This is a genomic window from Desulfuromonas versatilis (assembly GCF_019704135.1).
GTDB classification, from domain to species: domain Bacteria; phylum Desulfobacterota; class Desulfuromonadia; order Desulfuromonadales; family NIT-T3; genus Desulfuromonas_A; species Desulfuromonas_A versatilis.
On sequence record NZ_AP024355.1, the window covers coordinates 3,229,001 to 3,247,914 of the forward strand.

The window sequence follows — 18,914 nt, forward strand, 5'->3', positions numbered from 1 at the left end:
TATGGGGGAATTCAACAGGGGAAAAAGACGCAGAGAATATCCTGCATCAAGGCGCTGGGAAAATCGGGGGGAGGGAGGGATTACGGCCGGGCTTCCAGCCAGGATTGAAACATCAGAACATTCCAGAGACTTGCCTGCCAGTTGGATTTTCCCGTGAGATGTTCGGCCCATCTGCGCCTGATGGGAGCCGGTTCAAACAGCCCTCCGTCACGCAGGCGCCTTTCATCCAGAAGCGCCTCGGCCCACTCCCGCAGGGGGCCGCGGATCCAGGCGTCGATGGGGATGTCGAACCCGCGCTTGGGCCGCTCCACCAGTTCAGCGGGGACGTAGCGGTACAAAACCTGTCGCAGCAGCCACTTCCCCTGTCCGTTGCGGATCTTCATATGCAGCGGAATTTTCCAGGCGAATTCACAGACCCGGTGATCCAGCAGAGGCACCCGGGTTTCCAGACTGACGCTCATCGCGGCCCGGTCCACCTTCACCAGGATATCGTCGGGCAGATAGCTCAGCATGTCCAGGTACATCATTTTTTCAGGGAACGAGGAAAAGCCCTCCCCCCAGCCAGGCTCGGAAAAGATGCTCAACCGCCCCTGGGCCGGATCGACCAGCGGCAGGTCGCCGCCCCAGTTCGATGAGAGATTGAGATAGAGCTCCTCGGGCGAAGAAGCGGGCAGAATGGCGGCCAATTTGTTCAATTTGTCGCTGAGCCTGCCCGCCCTGCCGAACTTCCCGGCCTGGGCGGAGAGCCACCCCGGCCCACGGTCGACAAAACTGGCGGGCAGAGATGTCAGGCCGCTTGCGAGGCATTGGCGCAGTTTCGGGGGCAGCCAGCCGCAGCGCTTCCAGATGCTGGTGGCCAGAAAGTATCGATTGTATCCCCCGAAAAGCTCATCTCCGCCATCCCCCGAGAGGCTTACCGTGACGTGCCTGCGGGTAAGCTTGGACACAAGAAAAGTGGGGACCTGGGACGGGTCGGCAAAGGGCTCGTCGTAAAGTTCCGGCAAATCCGGTATCACCGCCAGGGCATCCTCGGGCGTCACGTAAAGCTCGGTGTGTTGCGTCCCCAGGTGCTGGGCCACGGCGCGGGCATGCCTGGCCTCGTTGTAGTCCTCCCTGTCCACCCCGATGGTAAAGGTCCTCACCGGCAGCGAACTCTGGGCCTGCATGAGGGCGACGATGGTGGAGGAATCGATCCCGCCCGAAAGAAAGGCTCCCAGGGGGACATCCGCCACCATCTGCTGACGCACCGCATCGCGAAGCAGCGAGTCCAGGGCGGCCGTCGCCTCCTTTGCAGTCCCTGCAAAGGGGCTGCCGACTCCAGCCAGGGCGGCGGTGCGGGCCGACCAGTAGCTTTTTTCCGGCAGCGGTGTAGGTTGGCCGCCACCGTTGTCTCTCAGCCATTCCAGGCTGACACAGGCGAAGGCTCCGGGGGAAAGCTTGAATACCCCCTCGTAGATGCTGTAGGGAGCGGGTACGTAATTGAACCTCACGAACAGGGCCAGGGCTCCAGGGCTGATGTCTCCCCGCCATCCCGGGTGAGCCCCCAGGGCCTTGAGCTCCGATCCGAAGAAGAAGGCCCCCTTCCCCCAGCCGTAATACAGCGGCTTTTCACCGAGCCGGTCACGCCCCAGGTAAAGAAGGCGCCGCTGGCGGTCCCAGAGGGCAAAGGCGAACATCCCTATCGACTGCTTAAGGGTCTCCTCGACCCCCCAGAAGGCGATGGCCTCGAGCAGGACCTCGGTATCCGAAGCCCCCCGCCAACCGCCATCCCAACTTGTAGCTTCCAGGCGTTGGCGCAGCCCCTGGAAATTGTAGATCTCCCCGTTGAAGACCAGGACATACCGGCCGCAGCGGGAGACCATGGGCTGATGCCCTTCCTGGGAGAGATCGATGATGGCCAGACGCCGGTGGCCAAGGGCGACCCCCTGGTCGGGATCGACCCAGTGGCCCCCATCATCCGGCCCGCGGTGGAGCAGTTTGTCCGTCAACCCCTGGACCACGGGCCCCAATCCCCTTCCCACCGGCCCCGTCCCCAATTCAATAAACCCCGCAAAACCGCACATAGGCAGACTCAGGCCTTTCCCCTGGAGCGGGGCGATGAGGCCATTACCCCCTCGTACAAATCCTCGTACTGTTTGACGACCCGCTCCAGGGAATACTCCCTGACCACGCGCTCCCTGGCGAGTTGGCCAAGCCGCCGTCTCCCCTCGGGACCCATATCGAGCATTTTTTTCAGCGCCCCATACAGGGCATCGGGATCGCGAGGTGGAACGACCAGGCCGGTAGTGCCGACAATAGCCGCCGAGTCGCCGACGTCGGTGACCACGCAAGGGACTTCGCAGGCCATGGCTTCGCCAATGGTGTTGGAAAAGGCCTCCCCGTAGGCCGATGACGAACAGGCAATATCGAAGGCTGCGGTAACCTGGGGCATGTCGCCTCTTCTACCGAGAAGGTGAACCCCATCTCCCATCGCGGCATCGCGCATCAACCTCGTGAGGGCATGGTTGGTTTCGTTGATGTCGTTCCCGCACAGGACAAGCCTGACACGATCCCCCCCGGTCCTTAATCTGGCGGTCGCCTTGAAAAAAGATCCATGATCCTTTTGGGGGTCAAAACGCCCGGCCAGCCCAAGCACAATCGCGTTTTCGGGGATCCCAAGTTCGGACCGAATTCGGCCGCGGGCCTCTGGATCGGGCCTGAAAGTGTCTACATCAAAACCGTTGGGGATTACCACCATTCGATCGTCCCGATATCCAAGCTCAGCATGAATTGTTCTAGCTGATTCGGCGCAACAAACAATGAAATCCGTCAGAAAGGAGGAAAGTCGCGCACAGGCCTTAACCGTCCATATGGTCTGTTTTCCACTGAGGGTCGGGTCTAGAATTCCGTTTCGAATATTCCAACCGACCTTCGTTTTTCCTGCCATTTTTGCCGCCAGGCCTCCAATGAGGTCAGCATGATACATCCAGGTTTGAACAATATCGGGGCGCGAGCGCTTAAGAATAATCGACAATGTCAGAATCTTCCTGGGATCGGGAACCCCTCTTCTCATCCCAAGGCAAGATACGGGAATTCCGTGGTCTTGAAGTTTCTCGCCAAGAACCCCCATATCGAGCAGCGAAGTCACCTCTGGACTGAATCGTGCACGGTCCAAGCGGGACAGGAGCTTGAACAACATCATTTCCGCACCACCTGTCTCCAAACCTGTGACAACAAAATGAATTTTAATCATGTGCGGGTATCTAACCTGGGCGGATATTCTTTCAGAGATAGGCCAATTTATTCTGAGATGGTTTGTATACAAACTCTCTCAGTACATGCATTCGATGTCATGGAATAAAATTTTTTTTTGATGTGGGGAGACACTACACCGGCCATCAAATGAACCCACCTAAAATCCACCCTCCTCATTAATTATTTCTACATATTTTCTGGAGGCATATCCGACATCATATACATTAAGACCATTCAATCCTTCAGGAAGGATTTTTTTATTTATAACCTCAAGAATACCATTAGCTAATCCATGAATATCCCCCACAGGGACAATACGACAATATTTGTTTTGACCTATGATCTCTGATGGTCCGCTTGGGCAGTCAGTTGACACCACTGGAATCCCAAGACTGAGTGCTTCTATAATTACAGTTGGCAGACCTTCAAAGAGCGAAGACAACAAAAAAACCGACGATCTGGAAAGGTATTTATAAGGGTTAGAGACAAAGCCTAACATCTCGATATCCTCCTTATAACCACATTTACCTATAATTTCCTCAAGGGACAGCCTCTCTTCACCTTCTCCTAGAAATACTAGTTTTGCTTTGATATGCTTCCTAACTTCACAGAAAGCGTATATTGCATCTTTAAAATTTTTCTGAGCAGAAAGTCTACCAACACAGAGTATTATTGGTGTATGTTCCTGTGAAAACCATGGATGATCCAAAGGTTCTTTTGCTTTTTCTTTTAAAGAATTATCAATAACTGGATTATAAATAACTTTCATTTTATTTTTTGGGAGCTTATATTTGTTCTGGTAAAATTCTTTGACACCTTCTGAGACTGCTATAATATTATTGGCAAAGGGGAAAATTAAACCAATAAAGCAATCAAATGCTTTTTGTTTTATTTTGACAATATTATTAATTGTTTCATCATCATAGGTTGGTTGAAAGTTGGCATGAAGTGTAATAATGGAGCGGCATCCAGCCCGTGATATTTTTTGGGCCAAAATACAAATAATATTTGCATGATCAAGTCCGGAAATTAAGGCCGTTGGCTTATCTTTCTTAAGATACTTAATTAATCCGAATAAGCACAGAAAGGTCCTTTTTGATCTCAAATCAATAATTTCGATTTTGCTATTAAGAAGATTAAAAAACTTTCCATCTTTTTTTGCAAGAACAACGTCAACTTGATACCCGAGTTCAATTAAACCATTGGCAAGATTTACCATCACACGTTCAGCTCCTCCGCCATACAAGGATGGCAGGAAAATGGAAATTTTATTTTTATTCATCGCCTCCCCCTACTCAACTTTTTTGAACATGCAGCCAAATACACATTTTCGAGTTCACTAACAGTATTTTTTAAATTAAATTTTTCCTCAACAACCACTCTGCCAAATTTTCCCATTTTTTTTCTTATATTGCCATCAATCAAGAGCATTTTAACCCTATAAACCAAGTTCTTAACATCACCTCGGTCAACAACAAATCCATTTTTTCCATCCATCAAGAAAGAACTCATATCAGTACACCTAGTTGACACCACTGGTATTTGATAGGACATTGCCTCAAGCAAGACATTTGGACAACTTTCCGAGTCGCTAGTTAAAACCAAAATGTCAATTTTTCGATAGAACACTTCCATTTCTTTAACAATACCCAACAATGAAACATGGTCCTGCAAACAATTTTCTTCGACAAATTTTTTAACTTGCTCCATCATGGGTCCATCCCCAGCAACTAAAAATTTTGCAAAAATTCCTCCATCAAGAAGAGTCTTGGCCATATGCAAAAACAACAATGGATTTTTAATTTGATGAAGGCGTCCAGCGAAACCGACCGTAAGTGAATTACCATGTTCATTTGAATGTTTATAATGTTTTTCTTGCGTTAAAATTGGTAGCTCAACCCCATTTCTAACTATGGAAATTTCATTGCCATTAACACCCGAGTTTTTTTTAAGATTATTTTTAAGCTCTTGAGAATTGACGATCCAAGATGTAAATCTGAAATTCAACAGCCTATAGACAAAATCCCACGGCCTACACAACTCAACATTACCCTGCAGTCCACCAAACACAACAGGGACCCTATTCATCAATGCTGGAAACCCTCCATAGAAGTTGGCAGTATGCAACCAGCAGTGAACAATATCAAAGCCCTCTTTTTTAATGAATTTGGCGACCTCATACAGACATTTAAATTTGTTCCATTTTTCTGAACCTAAAAATATCGTCTTAACCCCACCACGGCACAGAATAGCCTGCGGGAAATCGACTATCGGCATAAAATATGCGACACTTACGATAAACTTTTCCCTATCTAATCCTACGAGTATCTTCGCCAGCTGTACCTCGGCCCCACCTACACCTAAATTGCTACAAACCACTAAAACCTTATATGGCCTGTTTTTATCTACCATAATTCTTTGCCCCTTGAATAACATTAGTTTTTCTTTCAAAAATTGCTAATGCCAATATAAATCCGTAATTACTTGGTGCAAAGACAGTGGTAAATTGAGCCATAAAGAATATGGACATATACAAAAAGCCCTCTATTTTAGAAGTCAAATCCACCACATTTGAACAGATCAATCTTTTGACAGAAAAGACTAAATAAAAAATCCACAAAACATACGAGAAGGCAGCGAGAGACCCAAAAGCATAATGCAAATACAGAAACGCCGAGTGAGGCTTGATCCCAACAGAGGAATATCCACCCTGCCCACCTTGTCCATAAATAATCGTATCTTTCATGTCTTCCAATGCTACTTCCCAGTACCCAATTCTTTGACTTTCAGTTTGAAATCTATAATAATATCCACTATATATTTTTTCTATACTTTCGTAAAATAGCCCTATTGATATAATAGCTACTACCACAAGCAGTATTAACGTCCATTTTTCTTTTTTTTCAAATGTTGTTAATGAAAAAAAAACAAGTCCAACCAACATCATTATAAGTCCCTGCCTTGACAAAGTTAAAAGCACAACTGAAAATAAACTAAACACAATAACCAACCTGAATATCCTGTTAAATTTTTTTTCACCCCTCATGCCGAAAAGTAAAATCAAACCAACGATGACAGCCAATTGGGCAAGGTCATTCGAATTTGCGAACATTGACCCTACCCCTCCCTCCAGATTGAGCCTTTGTGACCCATGGACATCTCCGTAATATTCACCACCTATTGCAATAGCTCCATATACACACAATGCCATTACAAGACATGCCCTATATACTACAACTTTTTTATCGACAACATAATACATCATCAACAGAACGCTAACGAAAAATAGTATTTCTCTATCTAATTTTCCCTCAACTTTAAAGTTAGTTATGCTTGCAAATAGCAATATGGCAGATGAAAAATAAATCGACATGCATAATTTCTCACCTCTAAGCCTCACGAATAAAAAAGTCAATAATCCAGAACCGACTATTATGGCCCCAGACAAACCCTCTACTCTCAAAACACCCAATTGTGGAGCAAAAACCCTGATTGATATTGATAAATACAAACAACACTCTATCAACAACTTACAGAAGTCTGCTTCGAATACTGCCGAGTCGTTATGTTTTTTTGATAAAATAAACGCCATGACGCCTATGACCTCTGCTTTATTGCTTGACTTCCTTGACTATGCAGATTTTTATTTTTTTGCAAATACTTACGATCTCAGTTGGTGCATATTTCTGAAAGTACAATAATGCAAGAACAGAAACGCATAGCGTCCCGACAATAAGCTTTGGTAAACTTTCATTTACGATCATAACAGGAACAACAGCCGAAAAAGAGAATACACCTCCACCCAATGCTATTAAAAACTCTTTTAACGGGAATATAAGGTTGCACTGAGTTTTCAAATACTTGATAAGAGGGACCGAACCGGCTATAAACCCGAGCCCCATTGCTATTGGCACACCAACTTCCCTCAATATTGGCAACAACACCAAATAACTCAATGAGGTTACAAATGCTGAAGTTGTATATTGTATAAACAGCCTTGATGGCAATAACAACCTCAAAGAGGCTTCTCTTGTTATTTGCCACACAAGAGATGCAATAATAGTAAAGCCAAATAAGGCCAACACTTTTCCTGCTTCTTCATATTTTGCTCCTGCGTATAGTTCTACCAATGGAGAACTAACTATAAACAACATTGTACAAATTGGGGCTATCATAAATGTGGAGACAACAAAACCTTTTTCATAATGTCGCTGCAATTCTTGATGTCCCAACGTCTTTATTTCGCCAAATTTAACTCCCAATGGAACAACTACCGCCAATAATAACTGATAAAGGTTGTCATATAACCTTCTAACTATATGGTAATTGGCCAACCCTTCGGCCCCCAAGAACGTACCGATAAGCGGTTTATCAATTTGATCCACAAAACTCCGAACAACCTTCAACCCTAGATAACTCCTACTTTGCTTCCAAATATCGGTAAAACTATAAATTTCACGGACAAAAAGACCTTTCAAATAGTTAACCCTCAGGCATATCCCCAAAATTGTACCTACGAGATGTCCTGTTATAAAACCTTCAAGCCCATAAGAAAAAAACCCTATAACGCAAAACAATTTTTGAGCAAAGAATGTTATTACATTTATTTTTGAGTTACTGTGAAAATATTGAAATGAGGTTTGAACATGACTGAATGTTGATGACACCGCCATAAAAAATGAAACAACAGCCACATACTTTAGAATTTTACTATATTTATGATCTGCAAATATTAGTACTGCGATATAGTCGGAAAATAAAATAATTACCGACGTAAATATAACCATTCCTACAGTTCTATATATTACTATACTAGTTACGAATTTTTGCAAATCAATCTTTGTTTTTGTCTCCTTTATCTCTAAAGCATTTTTAACCACCAATGTTCCCATTCCAAGCCCACCTATAATTTCTCCCCAATCCGCGAACATTGTTAAAATAGCGTAAATAGCCATTTGTTCCTTTGAAAAAACCCGAGCGAAGAAGGCTATAAATACCACTGATAAAATTGTATTGAAGCCCTGCGCTAACAAGATGCTTATAGACGACTTAACTAACCCGTCTCCTTTCTCCATCGCACACCCTCGCCCTAATTAAACGCCGCCAAGATTCGTAATTTAAAATTTACTAAATTTTTCATCCTTTGCAACATTCCAATTTTCAGGCCCCCAAAAGGAGGTCCAAGGCGCAGCAAAGATTTGGCAAAGACGGGCGAATCCCACTTATTTTGAGACTGGAAAAGCCTGACAATTGGCCTCAAAACGAAAAAGTGGTCATGACATCCTTGGCAGGGCAAAAACGGAGCCTTCAAAGCTTCACCCCAGCCCAGCAAAGGAGATCGTCATGACCACCAAACATAAGGAACACGCCGCAAACTTCAGCTCAGATAAGGTGGTCGGACTGGCCATCCCTCCTTACAGCCTGCAGCATCCATCGCAGGACCCCCTCGAGGCGGCTCAGCGACTAGTTCTTCAAGGTACCAAAGTCTGCTCAAGCAGTGTCCGTGGCGTCTGGCGCCGGCACAATCTCTTGACCAAGCAAGAACGCCTGCTGCCCCTGGAAAAATCAATGAGAGAACAAAGCCTGGAGCTTTCGGACGAGCAGATCAAGCGGCTGGAACGCCTTAGCCCCGAACTCCTGGAGCGGCACATCGAAACCAAGCACACTGGCGACCTGGTCGCGGTTGATACCTTTCTTGTCTGCACCCTCAAAGGCGTGGGGCGTATCTACCTGCTGTCGGGGTAGTCTGTTTTTCCGTTATGCCTGGGGGCGCCTCTGCACCAGCAAACTGCCGGGTACGGTGGCCCATGTGCTCAACGAGGACGTGCTACCGCTTTTCGACCAGCACCAAGCCGCCATTGCGACGGTCCGTTCGGACAATGGCCGTGAATTCTGCGGACGCCCCGACAGGCATCCCGATGTGCCGTTCCTGCAGCTCGAAGGGATCGAACATCGCACCACCAAGGTGCGCCGGCCGCAAATCAATGGCTTCGAGGAAAGGCTGCACCGCACCTTGCTAGACGAGCACTTCCGCATCATGGGTCGCACAACTTAGTACGAGTCGCTTGAGCAGATACAGAAGGACCTGCATACCTACCTCCATCACTACAACCAGGAGCGTGCCCATCAGGGGCGCAACATGAACGGCCGGGTGCCATACCAAGCCTTCATCGACGGATTACCAAAGAGAGGGACAAAGAGCAAAAAGGCAACAAAAGAAGCTGCGTAACTCGTCACCCCGCCAGGGCGGATGTGTCAGGTGACAACTATCTCTTTACAGTACACATTTACACAGGATCCCTTACAGTCCATTCTGCAATGTATTTTTTTATTTTATTCAAAGCAGAATTCATAGCTTATCGGGTCATTGTACACGTCTTGGTATTTACAGTATATATACTCTTCTATATTTGTATATCCATTATTATTACTATCTGTATCTGGATCTTTTGGTATATGAAACCTTCTAAATGTAGGTTTCCTATACACCTCCGGCCATTCTATGTCTCCGTCCTTTATTCTCCACCAGTCTTTTCCGGGATTCTCAAGATTTTTAATTATGCGCATCTCTATTGCATCTCTTTGTGATGGTCTTGCACCAGAGTTTTTAACAACATAATCAAACACATTCTCAACATTAAGGATTAGTGTATTATCCATTTCTGGCGGGCTATAAACAATGGAATCACCGCCATAATCAACGACATCTTCACCTACTAAATCGTCACCCTCAAAAATATTACTGGAAACATAGACACTATGTTTACCTTTTGTTATCTTTTTTACCCAAATGCTAGGAATTTTTTTATTCCTTTTCCCTTTAATAAAATGATTTCCAACCACGCTCACCCTTACCGGGCCATCATTAACCCCAAGTTCTACAAACCCCCAGACACTATCAAAACCTAAATTATTTAGAATCACCACACTGCTCTCCCGGCTCACCATTGGAACCCTCTCACTTGCGCCAGAAATTAAATTTTTCACAATACTTACTCTACTAACTTTATTTTCACCTAAAAAGTAGGAATTATTATGACTCCCTGAGCCAATTGCTATTCCTGTTCCACCGCCAAGGCTTTCGGCTATAATATTATTGCTTATAGTTATATTATAAATCGAGTCTCTATTCGTCCATACCGCCACTATTTCATCTGACGCCCACATAAATGTGCAATGATCAACAATAACATTATATGCCCCTGATATAACCCTAAGTGAATGTGATTCTCCATCTTTTTTTCCATTTCTAACCCTTATATGTTGAATTAAAATATCATGTGTCTCTACTGTGAGCCTTCCTCCTCCGATCTGGATCCCCGGAAACGGGGCGGTTTGACCATAAATTGACATATAGGGATTTTTTATTTCAAGATCACTTTCTAAAACAATAGACCCTCCTACTTCGAAAACCACAATACGCGCACCAGGTGAATTAATTGCATTACGCAAAGACCCTGGGCCATTATCATTTAAATTTGTAACCTTGATTAATTTGCCACCTCTCCCTGCAAGTGAATTAGCACCAAACCCCTCAGCGCCAGGAAAAACGCTTACAGCAGAGCCCATATTTAAATTGTCACTTTTATTGTTATTTAAAAAGGTTCCGCTGACTTTAAAATACTCTTCCGATGGAGACATCCCACTTTTTTGATTTTCTTGCGCAAAGGCAATACAGTTTCCTTTCGTCACAAAAGAGGCAAACAATAAACATATCAACACCTTTAAAATTAACCTTTTGCAGATGATTTTTCTGACCATAGTCCCTCCCTTTTAAAAATGGCACTGCAGCTCCACATTTTTCCACAACAATAGGCCAAAAAATTTCAACTTAATTCAGATAGTTACACCTGCCATAGCCGATACCACAAAAAACTCACATCCCCCCAGCAGCATTGATTTTCTTTTAATTCCCACTCAAATATTAGCACTGTCAAATTGTTTTTCAATCTTCGCGGAGTGCAGATTTAAGTTCCAAGTTCACCACTTTTGGTCTCATCGAAGACCTCCTGGGGCGTCAGGTAACCGAGGAATTTTCCTGGTCTGCTGTTCCACCGACTGACAGCCATTTGCAACGCCTTAGCTGAGAGGCCCTTGAAGTTGGGTCGCCTGGAAAAATAGAAGCTCAACAAACCATTGGTTTTTTGGTTCGCCCCCGCTACCAAATTGTTTATGGTCTGCAATATAAACCGAGAGCCTGGCGTCGCTCTTCAGATCTTTGAACTGACTGAATTCTTTACCGTTGCCTAGGAGGTTGTTGAAAAACTAATTTACCCAAACCCTTGACATTGCGAAGTTTGCCAACTTGGCCTTGCTATGATTTCGCGCATAAACAATTGAATTTACACAAGAAACGTTATGCGCGGCAAAGACCAGAATTTACAGGCCATGTCGATAAGACGCTCAACGATCTGGCTCCGTTGCTTCGGGATATGCATTCCCACACCGGCCGCCCCTCGACTCCGCCGGAGCAGTTGCTACGTGCATCTCTTTTGCAAGTGCTCTACTCCATCCGCAGCGAGAGGATGCTGGTCGAACAATTGGATTACAACCTGTTGTTTCGCTGGTTCGTCGGGCTGTCCATGGGCGATAAGGCCTGGAATCATCCGACCTTTTCAAAAAACCGGGACCGGCTGATGCAATTCGAGGTCGCGACCGTGTTCTTCTAGGCGACCAAGGCGCTTGCCGAGTGCGCCGGCCTGATGTCGAAAGGGCACTTCACAGTGGATGGCACCCTAATCGAGGCATGGCATCGATGAAGAGCTACCGCCCCAATGACGACCAGGACCAGGACCCACCAGCACCCGGTGGCCGCAATCCGGATGTCGACTTCAAAGGGCAGCAGCCTAAAAACGATACCCATCAGTCCACCACCGACCCGGATGCCCGTTTACCTAAGAAGGGCAAAGGCAAGGAATCGAAGCATTGCTTCTGGGCCATGCCCTGATGGAGAACCGTAACGGTCTGGTGGTCGGCAGTCGTTTGCTCCTGGCCAATGGCACCGCGGAATGGGCGGCCGCCCTGGAAATGGTCGGGGAACTGCCCGGGGCTCACCGGGTCACGATTGGAGCCGACAAGGGTTACGATGCTCCGGTATTCGTCTAGGGGCTGGAAAATCTCCTTGCAACACCGCATGTGGCGCCAAAGGACAAGGGGACCACCATAGACAAACGCACCACGCGCCATGAGGGCTACCGGATCAGCCAGCGGGTGCGCAAACGTGTCGAGGAGATTTTCGGCTGGCTCAAAACCACGGGTGGCTTGCGCTAGACACGACACCGGGGGCTGGAAAAAAGCGGTTGGATGTTCGAATTCTAAATATTAACCTACAATCTGGTACAGATGCGTAATCTGATCTGGTCGATATAGAGAAGATGCCCATAACAAACCAGCCCCAGACAGAATAGCCGCTGCAAAAAGCCCTTAGTCGGGGCCAGAAAAGCAACAACCAAAGAAACAACAGATTTTCAAATATCCAAAAAATATTTTCCGGGAGCGTCAGAGCGATTCCCGGTTTGTTTTTCAACGGCCTGTTTGAAGTCGTCTTGGAGTTTTATTTACGCCACCCAGGCTCATTTGGGCCTGACCCTTCCCATATACAGAGAACGTCCAAGAACATCATCAATAAGAAAACCCCGCCTCGTGAGAAGCGGGGCTTGTCAGTAATCTGAGCCAACCAGGTTCTTTGTTATTCTTTCGCCCATCGCATAGCGAATGACCTCTTCGGCGAAGTCGTTCTAATGGGCTGCGAGCTACAGCCAACTTTCGGAGGTCAGCATGTTGCGGATGTCGGTTAGCCAGCCCCGATTGGGAGCCTCGACCTCAAAGTTCTGTTCCGGAAAATTTTCGGCGACCAGCAGGGTATGTTTGAATTTCGTTGTTGCCTTGAATTTCTTTACCTTCTTGCAGCGAATACCATATCCCTTGCGGATGCACTTGTTCCGGAGAATTCCGACTTTTACACCATGCACGGCGGGATCGGCCTGTAATCGTTCCTAGCCATAGAACTCCCGGTTTGTCTTGTGAGCCGCCTTGATCATGATAAAAAGCCGTTTTTCCTCCTTCTAACGTGTCGGATCTGGGCTTTTCAGCCAGGAGTTGTAACCGCTTGCCGAAACATCCAGAGTCAGGTAGAGCAAGGGCATTTGGAAATCAGATCGAAGCTTTTTGATCACCACATACCGGCCAGCGACTCCTTGGCATAAGATTATTGATCACATCCGCCCTTCAGCTTCCAATGCAAGCTCATAAAGCACTTCCTCGATATTAGTGTAGCCGTTGCCGTCATCATCACCATTTGGATCATATGGGATAAACGAATCAAAACTTCTACTCGTCGGATAATTGTACTCCGCAGGCCACCCGCCTGCCTCGGACACGGAGAACTTAAACCCTCCCACTTCTCGCTCAACTTCGTTTATCAGCCTAACTTCAGCTGAGTCCCTCTCTGCGGGCCGAGCTCCAACGTTTTTCAGAACATATGCCTTGACTTGGCTCGCCGCGATTAGTTTCGTATCATCTTTAATGGGGGGACTGTTTACAACAGACCCACCGTCATAATCGGTAAATGTCGCAGGGATAACACCACTTCCGCTCGTCACGTTATCACTTACGTAAACCTGATGCTTGCCACTGGAAATATCCATCGTCCAAATACTCGGCGAATTTTGATTCCTATTTCCAGTAACAAAATGATTTCCGACGACAGTGGCCTTTACCGGGCCGTTGTTTACTCCTAGCTCAACAAAACCCCATTCACTATAATATCCAAGGTTATTTGCAATCATAACATTGCAATCTCTACTAACCATCGGAAAACGTTCGACACTGTTGGCATAGAGATTCTTAATAACGCTAACCTTATCTACAATATTTGCACCAAGGCTATAGTTATTAAGAGAAGTACCTGCACCGATGGCCGTCCCCTTACCACTGCCTCCAATTCCTTCGGCAATTATATTGTTGCTCAAAGTAACATTATAAATGGGCTTATCGTTTGTCCAAATGGATGCAACTTCATCTGACGCCCACATAAAAGTACAATGGTCGATTACAACATTATAAGACCCAGATATTACACGGAGAGAGTGGGAAGCCCCATCGGCAATCCCATTCCTGGACCGGATATGCTGAATAAGAACATCGTGGGACTGGACCGTAACCCTGGCTCCAGTCACTTGGACACCGGGAAATGGTGCAGTTTGACCCGCAATAGTGATAAAGGGGTTGCGAATTTCCAGATCACTACGAAGAGCGATCCTGCCCCCCACCTCAAAGACGACAATGCGTGGGCCTGAAGCTTCGATTGCCGCGCGCAGCGAACCGGCGCCACTGTCGTTCAAGTTTGTCACTTTGATGATTTTACCACCCCGTCCCGCAGGGCTTTCCGTCCCAAAACCTTCCGCTCCCGGGAATGCCCTCAGGTCGGCTAAAATACGAGGCGGCGCTAAAGATGTTGACGCATCATCCCCAAAACTAGCATCGGCCTCATCCGAATATTCACCTACTGAAAATCCACCAGTCGGGCCATCATCATAATCCTCACCGGTTCCACCCCCACACCCTGAAACAATCAACCACAGCGCTATGACAAACAGTATTTTCTTCATTTCACCATCTCCTTTTCATACTTGATAAGCTTCCTACTACTGTTTCAACTTCCATCAATCTTAACGACTTTATTTTCAAGCAACAGGCATGCCACTACATAATACACTTTTCAGGCTAATTCATTTGTGCCTAACATCTTCATTGCAACTTACAGTCCAATATTTCAACATACAAAACAGGTTTTTTTAAAAAAAAGCCCCCTCAAACTTCAAGGGGGCTTAGCAATACAATTATATTCAGTAAAAATTGGATTAATTTCTGCCTTCTGCCTGCATAGCTAGCCGATAAAGCACTTCCTCAATATTAGTGTAGCCGTTGCCGTCATCATCACCATTTGGATCATATGGGATAAACGAATCAAAACTTCTACTCGTCGGATAATTGTACTCCGCAGGCCACCCGCCTGCCTCGGACACGGAGTACTTAAACCCTCCCACTTCTCGCTCAACTTCGTTTATCAGCCTAACTTCAGCTGAGTCCCTCTCTGCGGGCCGAGCTCCAACGTTTTTCAGAACATATGCCTTGACTTGGCTCGCCGCGATTAGTTTCGTATCGTCTTTAATGGGGGGACTGTTTACAACAGACCCACCGTCATAATCGGTAAATGTCGCAGGGATAACACCACTTCCGCTCGTCACGTTATCACTTACGTAAACCTGATGCTTGCCACTGGAAATATCCATCGTCCAAATACTCGGCGAATTTTGATTCCTATTTCCAGTAACAAAATGATTTCCGACGACAGTGGCCTTTACCGGGCCGTTGTTTACTCCTAGCTCAACAAAACCCCATTCACTATAATATCCAAGGTTATTTGCAATCATAACATTGCAATCTCTACTAACCATCGGAAAACGTTCGACACTGTTGGCATAGAGATTCTTAATAACGCTAACCTTATCTACAATATTTGCACCAAGGCTATAGTTATTAAGAGAAGTACCTGCACCGATGGCCGTCCCCTTACCACTGCCTCCAATTCCTTCGGCAATTATATTGTTGCTCAAAGTAACATTATAAATGGGCTTATCGTTTGTCCAAATGGATGCAACTTCATCTGACGCCCACATAAAAGTACAATGGTCGATTACAACATTATAAGACCCAGATATTACACGGAGAGAGTGGGAAGCCCCATCGGCAATCCCATTCCTGGACCGGACATGCTGAATAAGAACATCGTGGGACTGGACCGTAACCCTGGCTCCAGTCACTTGGACACCGGGAAATGGTGCAGTTTGACCCGCAATAGTGATAAAGGGGTTGCGAATTTCCAGATCACTATGAAGAGCGATCCTGCCCCCCACCTCAAAGACGACAATGCGTGGGCCTGAAGCTTCGATTGCCGCGCGCAGCGAACCGGCGCCACTGTCGTTCAAGTTTGTCACTTTGATGATTTTACCACCCCGTCCCGCAGGGCTTTCCGTCCCAAAACCTTCCGCTCCCGGGAATGCCTTCAATGGGCCGGATATAACTGGAGGGTTGGTAGGTGTCGAAGGAGTTCCGGCCACATCATCATCCTTAATGGTAACCACCGCAGAAGTTGTGGCACCGAGGGTTGCACCACCGGTGGGGTTTTGCAAAAGGACCGTGAAGGTTTCGTCACCTTCGTAGGTGCTGTCGTTGTTGATGGTGATCGGCAGCACCTTGCTGGTTTCGCCGTCGGCAAAATTCACCACGGTCCAAAGGAAGGTCCCGTAGTCGTTCGACCAGTCGGCGGTGCCGTAGCCATCGAAGGTCATGGTCCGCCACTCCACGGTGGCTGCGCCGCTACTGCCGCCAACGCGGTTGATGGTAATGTTTACCTTACCGGCGTTTTCGTTCACCGAATAGGCCGCAGCGTTGAAAGCCAGGGCCCCGGGGCCGGTCGGTGTCGGAGTCGGAGCGGGGGCCGGAGCGCTTGCCGTATCATCGTCCTTGATCGTCACCAGGGTGCTGGTTTTGGTACCCAGAGTGGCGCCACCGGCAGGAGCTTCCAACAGGACCGTGAAGGTTTCATCCCCTTCCACAGTGGAATCCTGGTTGATCGTGACACTGATCACCTTACTTTTTTCCCCGGCCGCGAAGCTCAGGGTCTGGGAGGGATAAACCGTGCCGTAGTCACTGGCCCAGTCGGCAGTCCCGTGCCCGTCGAAGGTCAGGGTTCGCCACTGAACGGATACCGCGCCGTCACTGCCGCCGGTCCGATTGACGGTGAGGTCGATTTTTCCGGCGCCTTCGTTGACCGAGGAATTGGCCGCGCTGAATTCCAGGGATCCGGGTCCGGTGGGAGTGGGAGTGGGAGTGGGAGTGGGAGCCGGAGTGCTCGCCACATCATCGTCCTTGATCGTCACGAGGGCCTTGGCCTTGGCCCCCAGGGTGGCGCCACCGGCAGGAGTCTCCAACAGAACGGTAAAGGTTTCATCCCCTTCGACCGCGGTATCCTGGTTGATGGTGACGCTTATGGTTTTGCTCTTTTCGCCAGCCGCAAAGCTGAGGGTCTGCGAGGGATACACCGTGCCAAAGTCGCTTGCCCAGTCGGCGGTGCCGTTGCCGTCGAAGGTCAGGGTCCGCCACTGAACCGAGACGGCTCCATCACTGCCGCCGGTCCGGTTGACGGTGAGGTTGATTTTGCCGGACCCCTCGTTAACCGAGTAGGTCGCTGCCGAAAATTCAATGGCCCCGGGCGCAGCCGTCGCCGGGGGAGTGACCACCGGCGGGGCAATCTGCACGGTAAATGAGACGGGGACCGAAACTGTCGAATTGCCGGCGGCATCAAACGCCTTGGCAGTCAGTTGGCGCTGGCCATTGAGCGCCTCGGTAATCTGCAGGCTGGCCGAATAGGGATTGCTGGTGTCGGTTCCAATCAGCTTGCTGCCGTCATAGAACTCAACTTTGGATACCCCGATGTTATCCTGGGCCACCGCAGCGACGGCCAAGGTCTGTGCGGTGGTCACCACGGCACCCGAACCCGGGTTGCTGATGGCCACCGTGGGCGCGGTGGTGTCGGCAGTCTTTTCCCAGGGGAAGACCCACCAGCGAGCCGCCTGGGCCTGGGGAACGGAAACGCCCAACAGGCAAAAAACCATTAGAAGGTTGAAAATAAATTGTAGGCTATATCGTCGTCTTCTGTTCATTTCTAAACTTCTCTCCTTTGGGGTGATGGACGCATCCTGGTCCTCCCCGGGTTTTGGACCCCTCCTAGGAAACCCTTCTTTGCGCGAAAAAAAACGCTTTATCCCTGGTGATCCAAAGAAAAGCGCTGGAGCCCTTCTCTTCGGCAGCCCGGCAGTCCGTTTCCGGATCCGCGGCTTTGCGCCACCAGATCGCTCTGGCTTAGCCTTTTTCGGAGGAGATCTTCTGTTTATCGATTTTTGTTTTACTTCAGCGTTTGTACCAGCCTGGCCAGCTATCCGCCTCATTTGCACCGACCATGCCAACCCATAAGATGCTGTTTTTTGGTCCATTTCTCCTTGCCTCCTCAAATTAAACCGGGCCAAGGCCATAAACTTGAAACCTCGGCAACCACTGCTTCATTAAGCATCGGAAGGAGCCGCCACTGATTGTTTTCGACCTTTTAGTCGGACTGAAGACCCTCCCGATTAATGAAGAACATGATCGACCGAGTCTCCAGGGCTCCGTTCCCAGGCCTTTGCCTATTTGCGACAGTTGCCCCGCCGGATGGATTTTCCTTCGGGGAGACACTCCTTTGTTTCCCATAATTGGCAGGAGTCGACCGCCTTAACGCGAATAGACACTCAACTGCAGACAATACTTGGCTGAAGGCGCCGTCCTTACCTGGAGCAACAGCCATGCCCGAATGATTTTTTATGCAATTTCTTACATTTGCGGCCATTCAGCGGGGGATTGGGAGGCCTAAGGAATTGGGGGTTTGGTGCAAAGGTGTCCCCCGATGGCGACACCTCAAGCCTCAACTCCCTCACGGGAAATAATCCTTGAATGAAGTACCTTCACCTGGACGCATTCCGCTATAGAGCCTCCCCACTCTCTAACCTCCTGATTAATCGAAAAAACCGATGGAGTTGGGCGCATGCTCAGAGCCGAGGGGCGAGGTTTTTTATTCGCCCGGA

At 48.0% G+C, this 18,914-nt stretch carries 13 protein-coding genes, 1 pseudogene and 1 riboswitch; of the genes and pseudogenes, 5 read left to right on the forward strand and 9 right to left on the reverse strand.

From position 1 onward, the window contains the following. Positions 1-80: 80 nt before the first annotated feature. From asnB to DESUT3_RS14565, 6 genes are all read right to left on the reverse strand, one after another. On the reverse strand, positions 81-2,063 hold the full coding sequence (asnB, locus tag DESUT3_RS14540) for an asparagine synthase (glutamine-hydrolyzing) (protein WP_221249196.1): 1,983 nt from the start codon (positions 2,061-2,063) through the stop codon (positions 81-83). A gap of 8 nt (positions 2,064-2,071) precedes the next feature. Continuing rightward, positions 2,072-3,232 (reverse strand): glycosyltransferase family 4 protein, encoded by a 1,161-nt coding sequence (locus tag DESUT3_RS14545; protein WP_221249197.1) that lies wholly within the window; start codon positions 3,230-3,232, stop codon positions 2,072-2,074. A gap of 159 nt (positions 3,233-3,391) precedes the next feature. Further along, positions 3,392-4,516 (reverse strand): glycosyltransferase, encoded by a 1,125-nt coding sequence (locus tag DESUT3_RS14550; protein WP_221249198.1) that lies wholly within the window; start codon positions 4,514-4,516, stop codon positions 3,392-3,394. Next, positions 4,513-5,646: a glycosyltransferase gene (locus DESUT3_RS14555; RefSeq protein ID WP_221249199.1), complete on the reverse strand. Its 1,134-nt coding sequence runs from the start codon at positions 5,644-5,646 to the stop codon at positions 4,513-4,515. Before DESUT3_RS14555 ends, DESUT3_RS14550 begins: the two co-directional genes overlap by 4 nt. Beyond that, the gene (locus DESUT3_RS14560; RefSeq protein WP_221249200.1) at positions 5,636-6,826 is read right to left on the reverse strand and encodes an O-antigen ligase family protein; all 1,191 of its coding nucleotides are present in this window, start codon (positions 6,824-6,826) and stop codon (positions 5,636-5,638) included. The genes DESUT3_RS14555 and DESUT3_RS14560 overlap by 11 nt, the downstream gene beginning before the upstream one ends. Before the next feature lie 19 nt (positions 6,827-6,845). Beyond that, positions 6,846-8,309, reverse strand: a complete 1,464-nt coding sequence (locus DESUT3_RS14565) for a lipopolysaccharide biosynthesis protein (RefSeq protein WP_225911520.1) — start codon at positions 8,307-8,309, stop codon at positions 6,846-6,848. Positions 8,310-8,637: 328 nt separating this feature from the next. Here DESUT3_RS14565 and DESUT3_RS20985 point away from each other — a divergent pair. After that, a pseudogene (locus DESUT3_RS20985) lies at positions 8,638-9,463 on the forward strand (integrase core domain-containing protein); the annotation flags it as partial. A gap of 104 nt (positions 9,464-9,567) precedes the next feature. Here DESUT3_RS20985 and DESUT3_RS14580 read toward each other — a convergent pair. Beyond that, the gene (locus DESUT3_RS14580) at positions 9,568-10,995 is read right to left on the reverse strand and encodes a hypothetical protein (RefSeq protein WP_221249204.1); all 1,428 of its coding nucleotides are present in this window, start codon (positions 10,993-10,995) and stop codon (positions 9,568-9,570) included. A 575-nt stretch (positions 10,996-11,570) separates the two neighbouring features. On the opposite strand from DESUT3_RS14580, the gene DESUT3_RS14585 reads away from it, so the two are divergent. From DESUT3_RS14585 to DESUT3_RS21160, 4 genes are all read left to right on the forward strand, one after another. Beyond that, positions 11,571-11,903, forward strand: a complete 333-nt coding sequence (locus tag DESUT3_RS14585; RefSeq protein WP_221249205.1) for a transposase — start codon at positions 11,571-11,573, stop codon at positions 11,901-11,903. An 86-nt stretch (positions 11,904-11,989) separates the two neighbouring features. Further along, entirely contained in the window at positions 11,990-12,181 is a 192-nt protein-coding gene (locus DESUT3_RS14590) for a hypothetical protein (protein WP_221249206.1), read from the forward strand. After that, a complete protein-coding gene (locus tag DESUT3_RS14595; RefSeq protein ID WP_221249207.1) occupies positions 12,160-12,339 on the forward strand; it encodes a hypothetical protein in 180 nt (59 codons plus the stop codon). Before DESUT3_RS14590 ends, DESUT3_RS14595 begins: the two co-directional genes overlap by 22 nt. Positions 12,340-12,369: 30 nt before the next feature. After that, complete coding sequence (locus DESUT3_RS21160) at positions 12,370-12,504, forward strand: hypothetical protein (RefSeq protein WP_264082173.1); 135 nt, start codon at positions 12,370-12,372, stop codon at positions 12,502-12,504. A gap of 944 nt (positions 12,505-13,448) precedes the next feature. Here DESUT3_RS21160 and DESUT3_RS14600 read toward each other — a convergent pair. Together DESUT3_RS14600 and DESUT3_RS14605 are read right to left on the reverse strand one after the other, a co-directional pair. Beyond that, complete coding sequence (locus DESUT3_RS14600) at positions 13,449-14,843, reverse strand: pectate lyase family protein (RefSeq protein ID WP_221249208.1); 1,395 nt, start codon at positions 14,841-14,843, stop codon at positions 13,449-13,451. Positions 14,844-15,095: 252 nt separating this feature from the next. Next, a complete protein-coding gene (locus DESUT3_RS14605; RefSeq protein ID WP_221249209.1) occupies positions 15,096-17,960 on the reverse strand; it encodes a Calx-beta domain-containing protein in 2,865 nt (954 codons plus the stop codon). Positions 17,961-18,099: 139 nt separating this feature from the next. Further along, positions 18,100-18,175: riboswitch (cyclic di-GMP riboswitch) on the reverse strand. Positions 18,176-18,914: the final 739 nt, after the last annotated feature.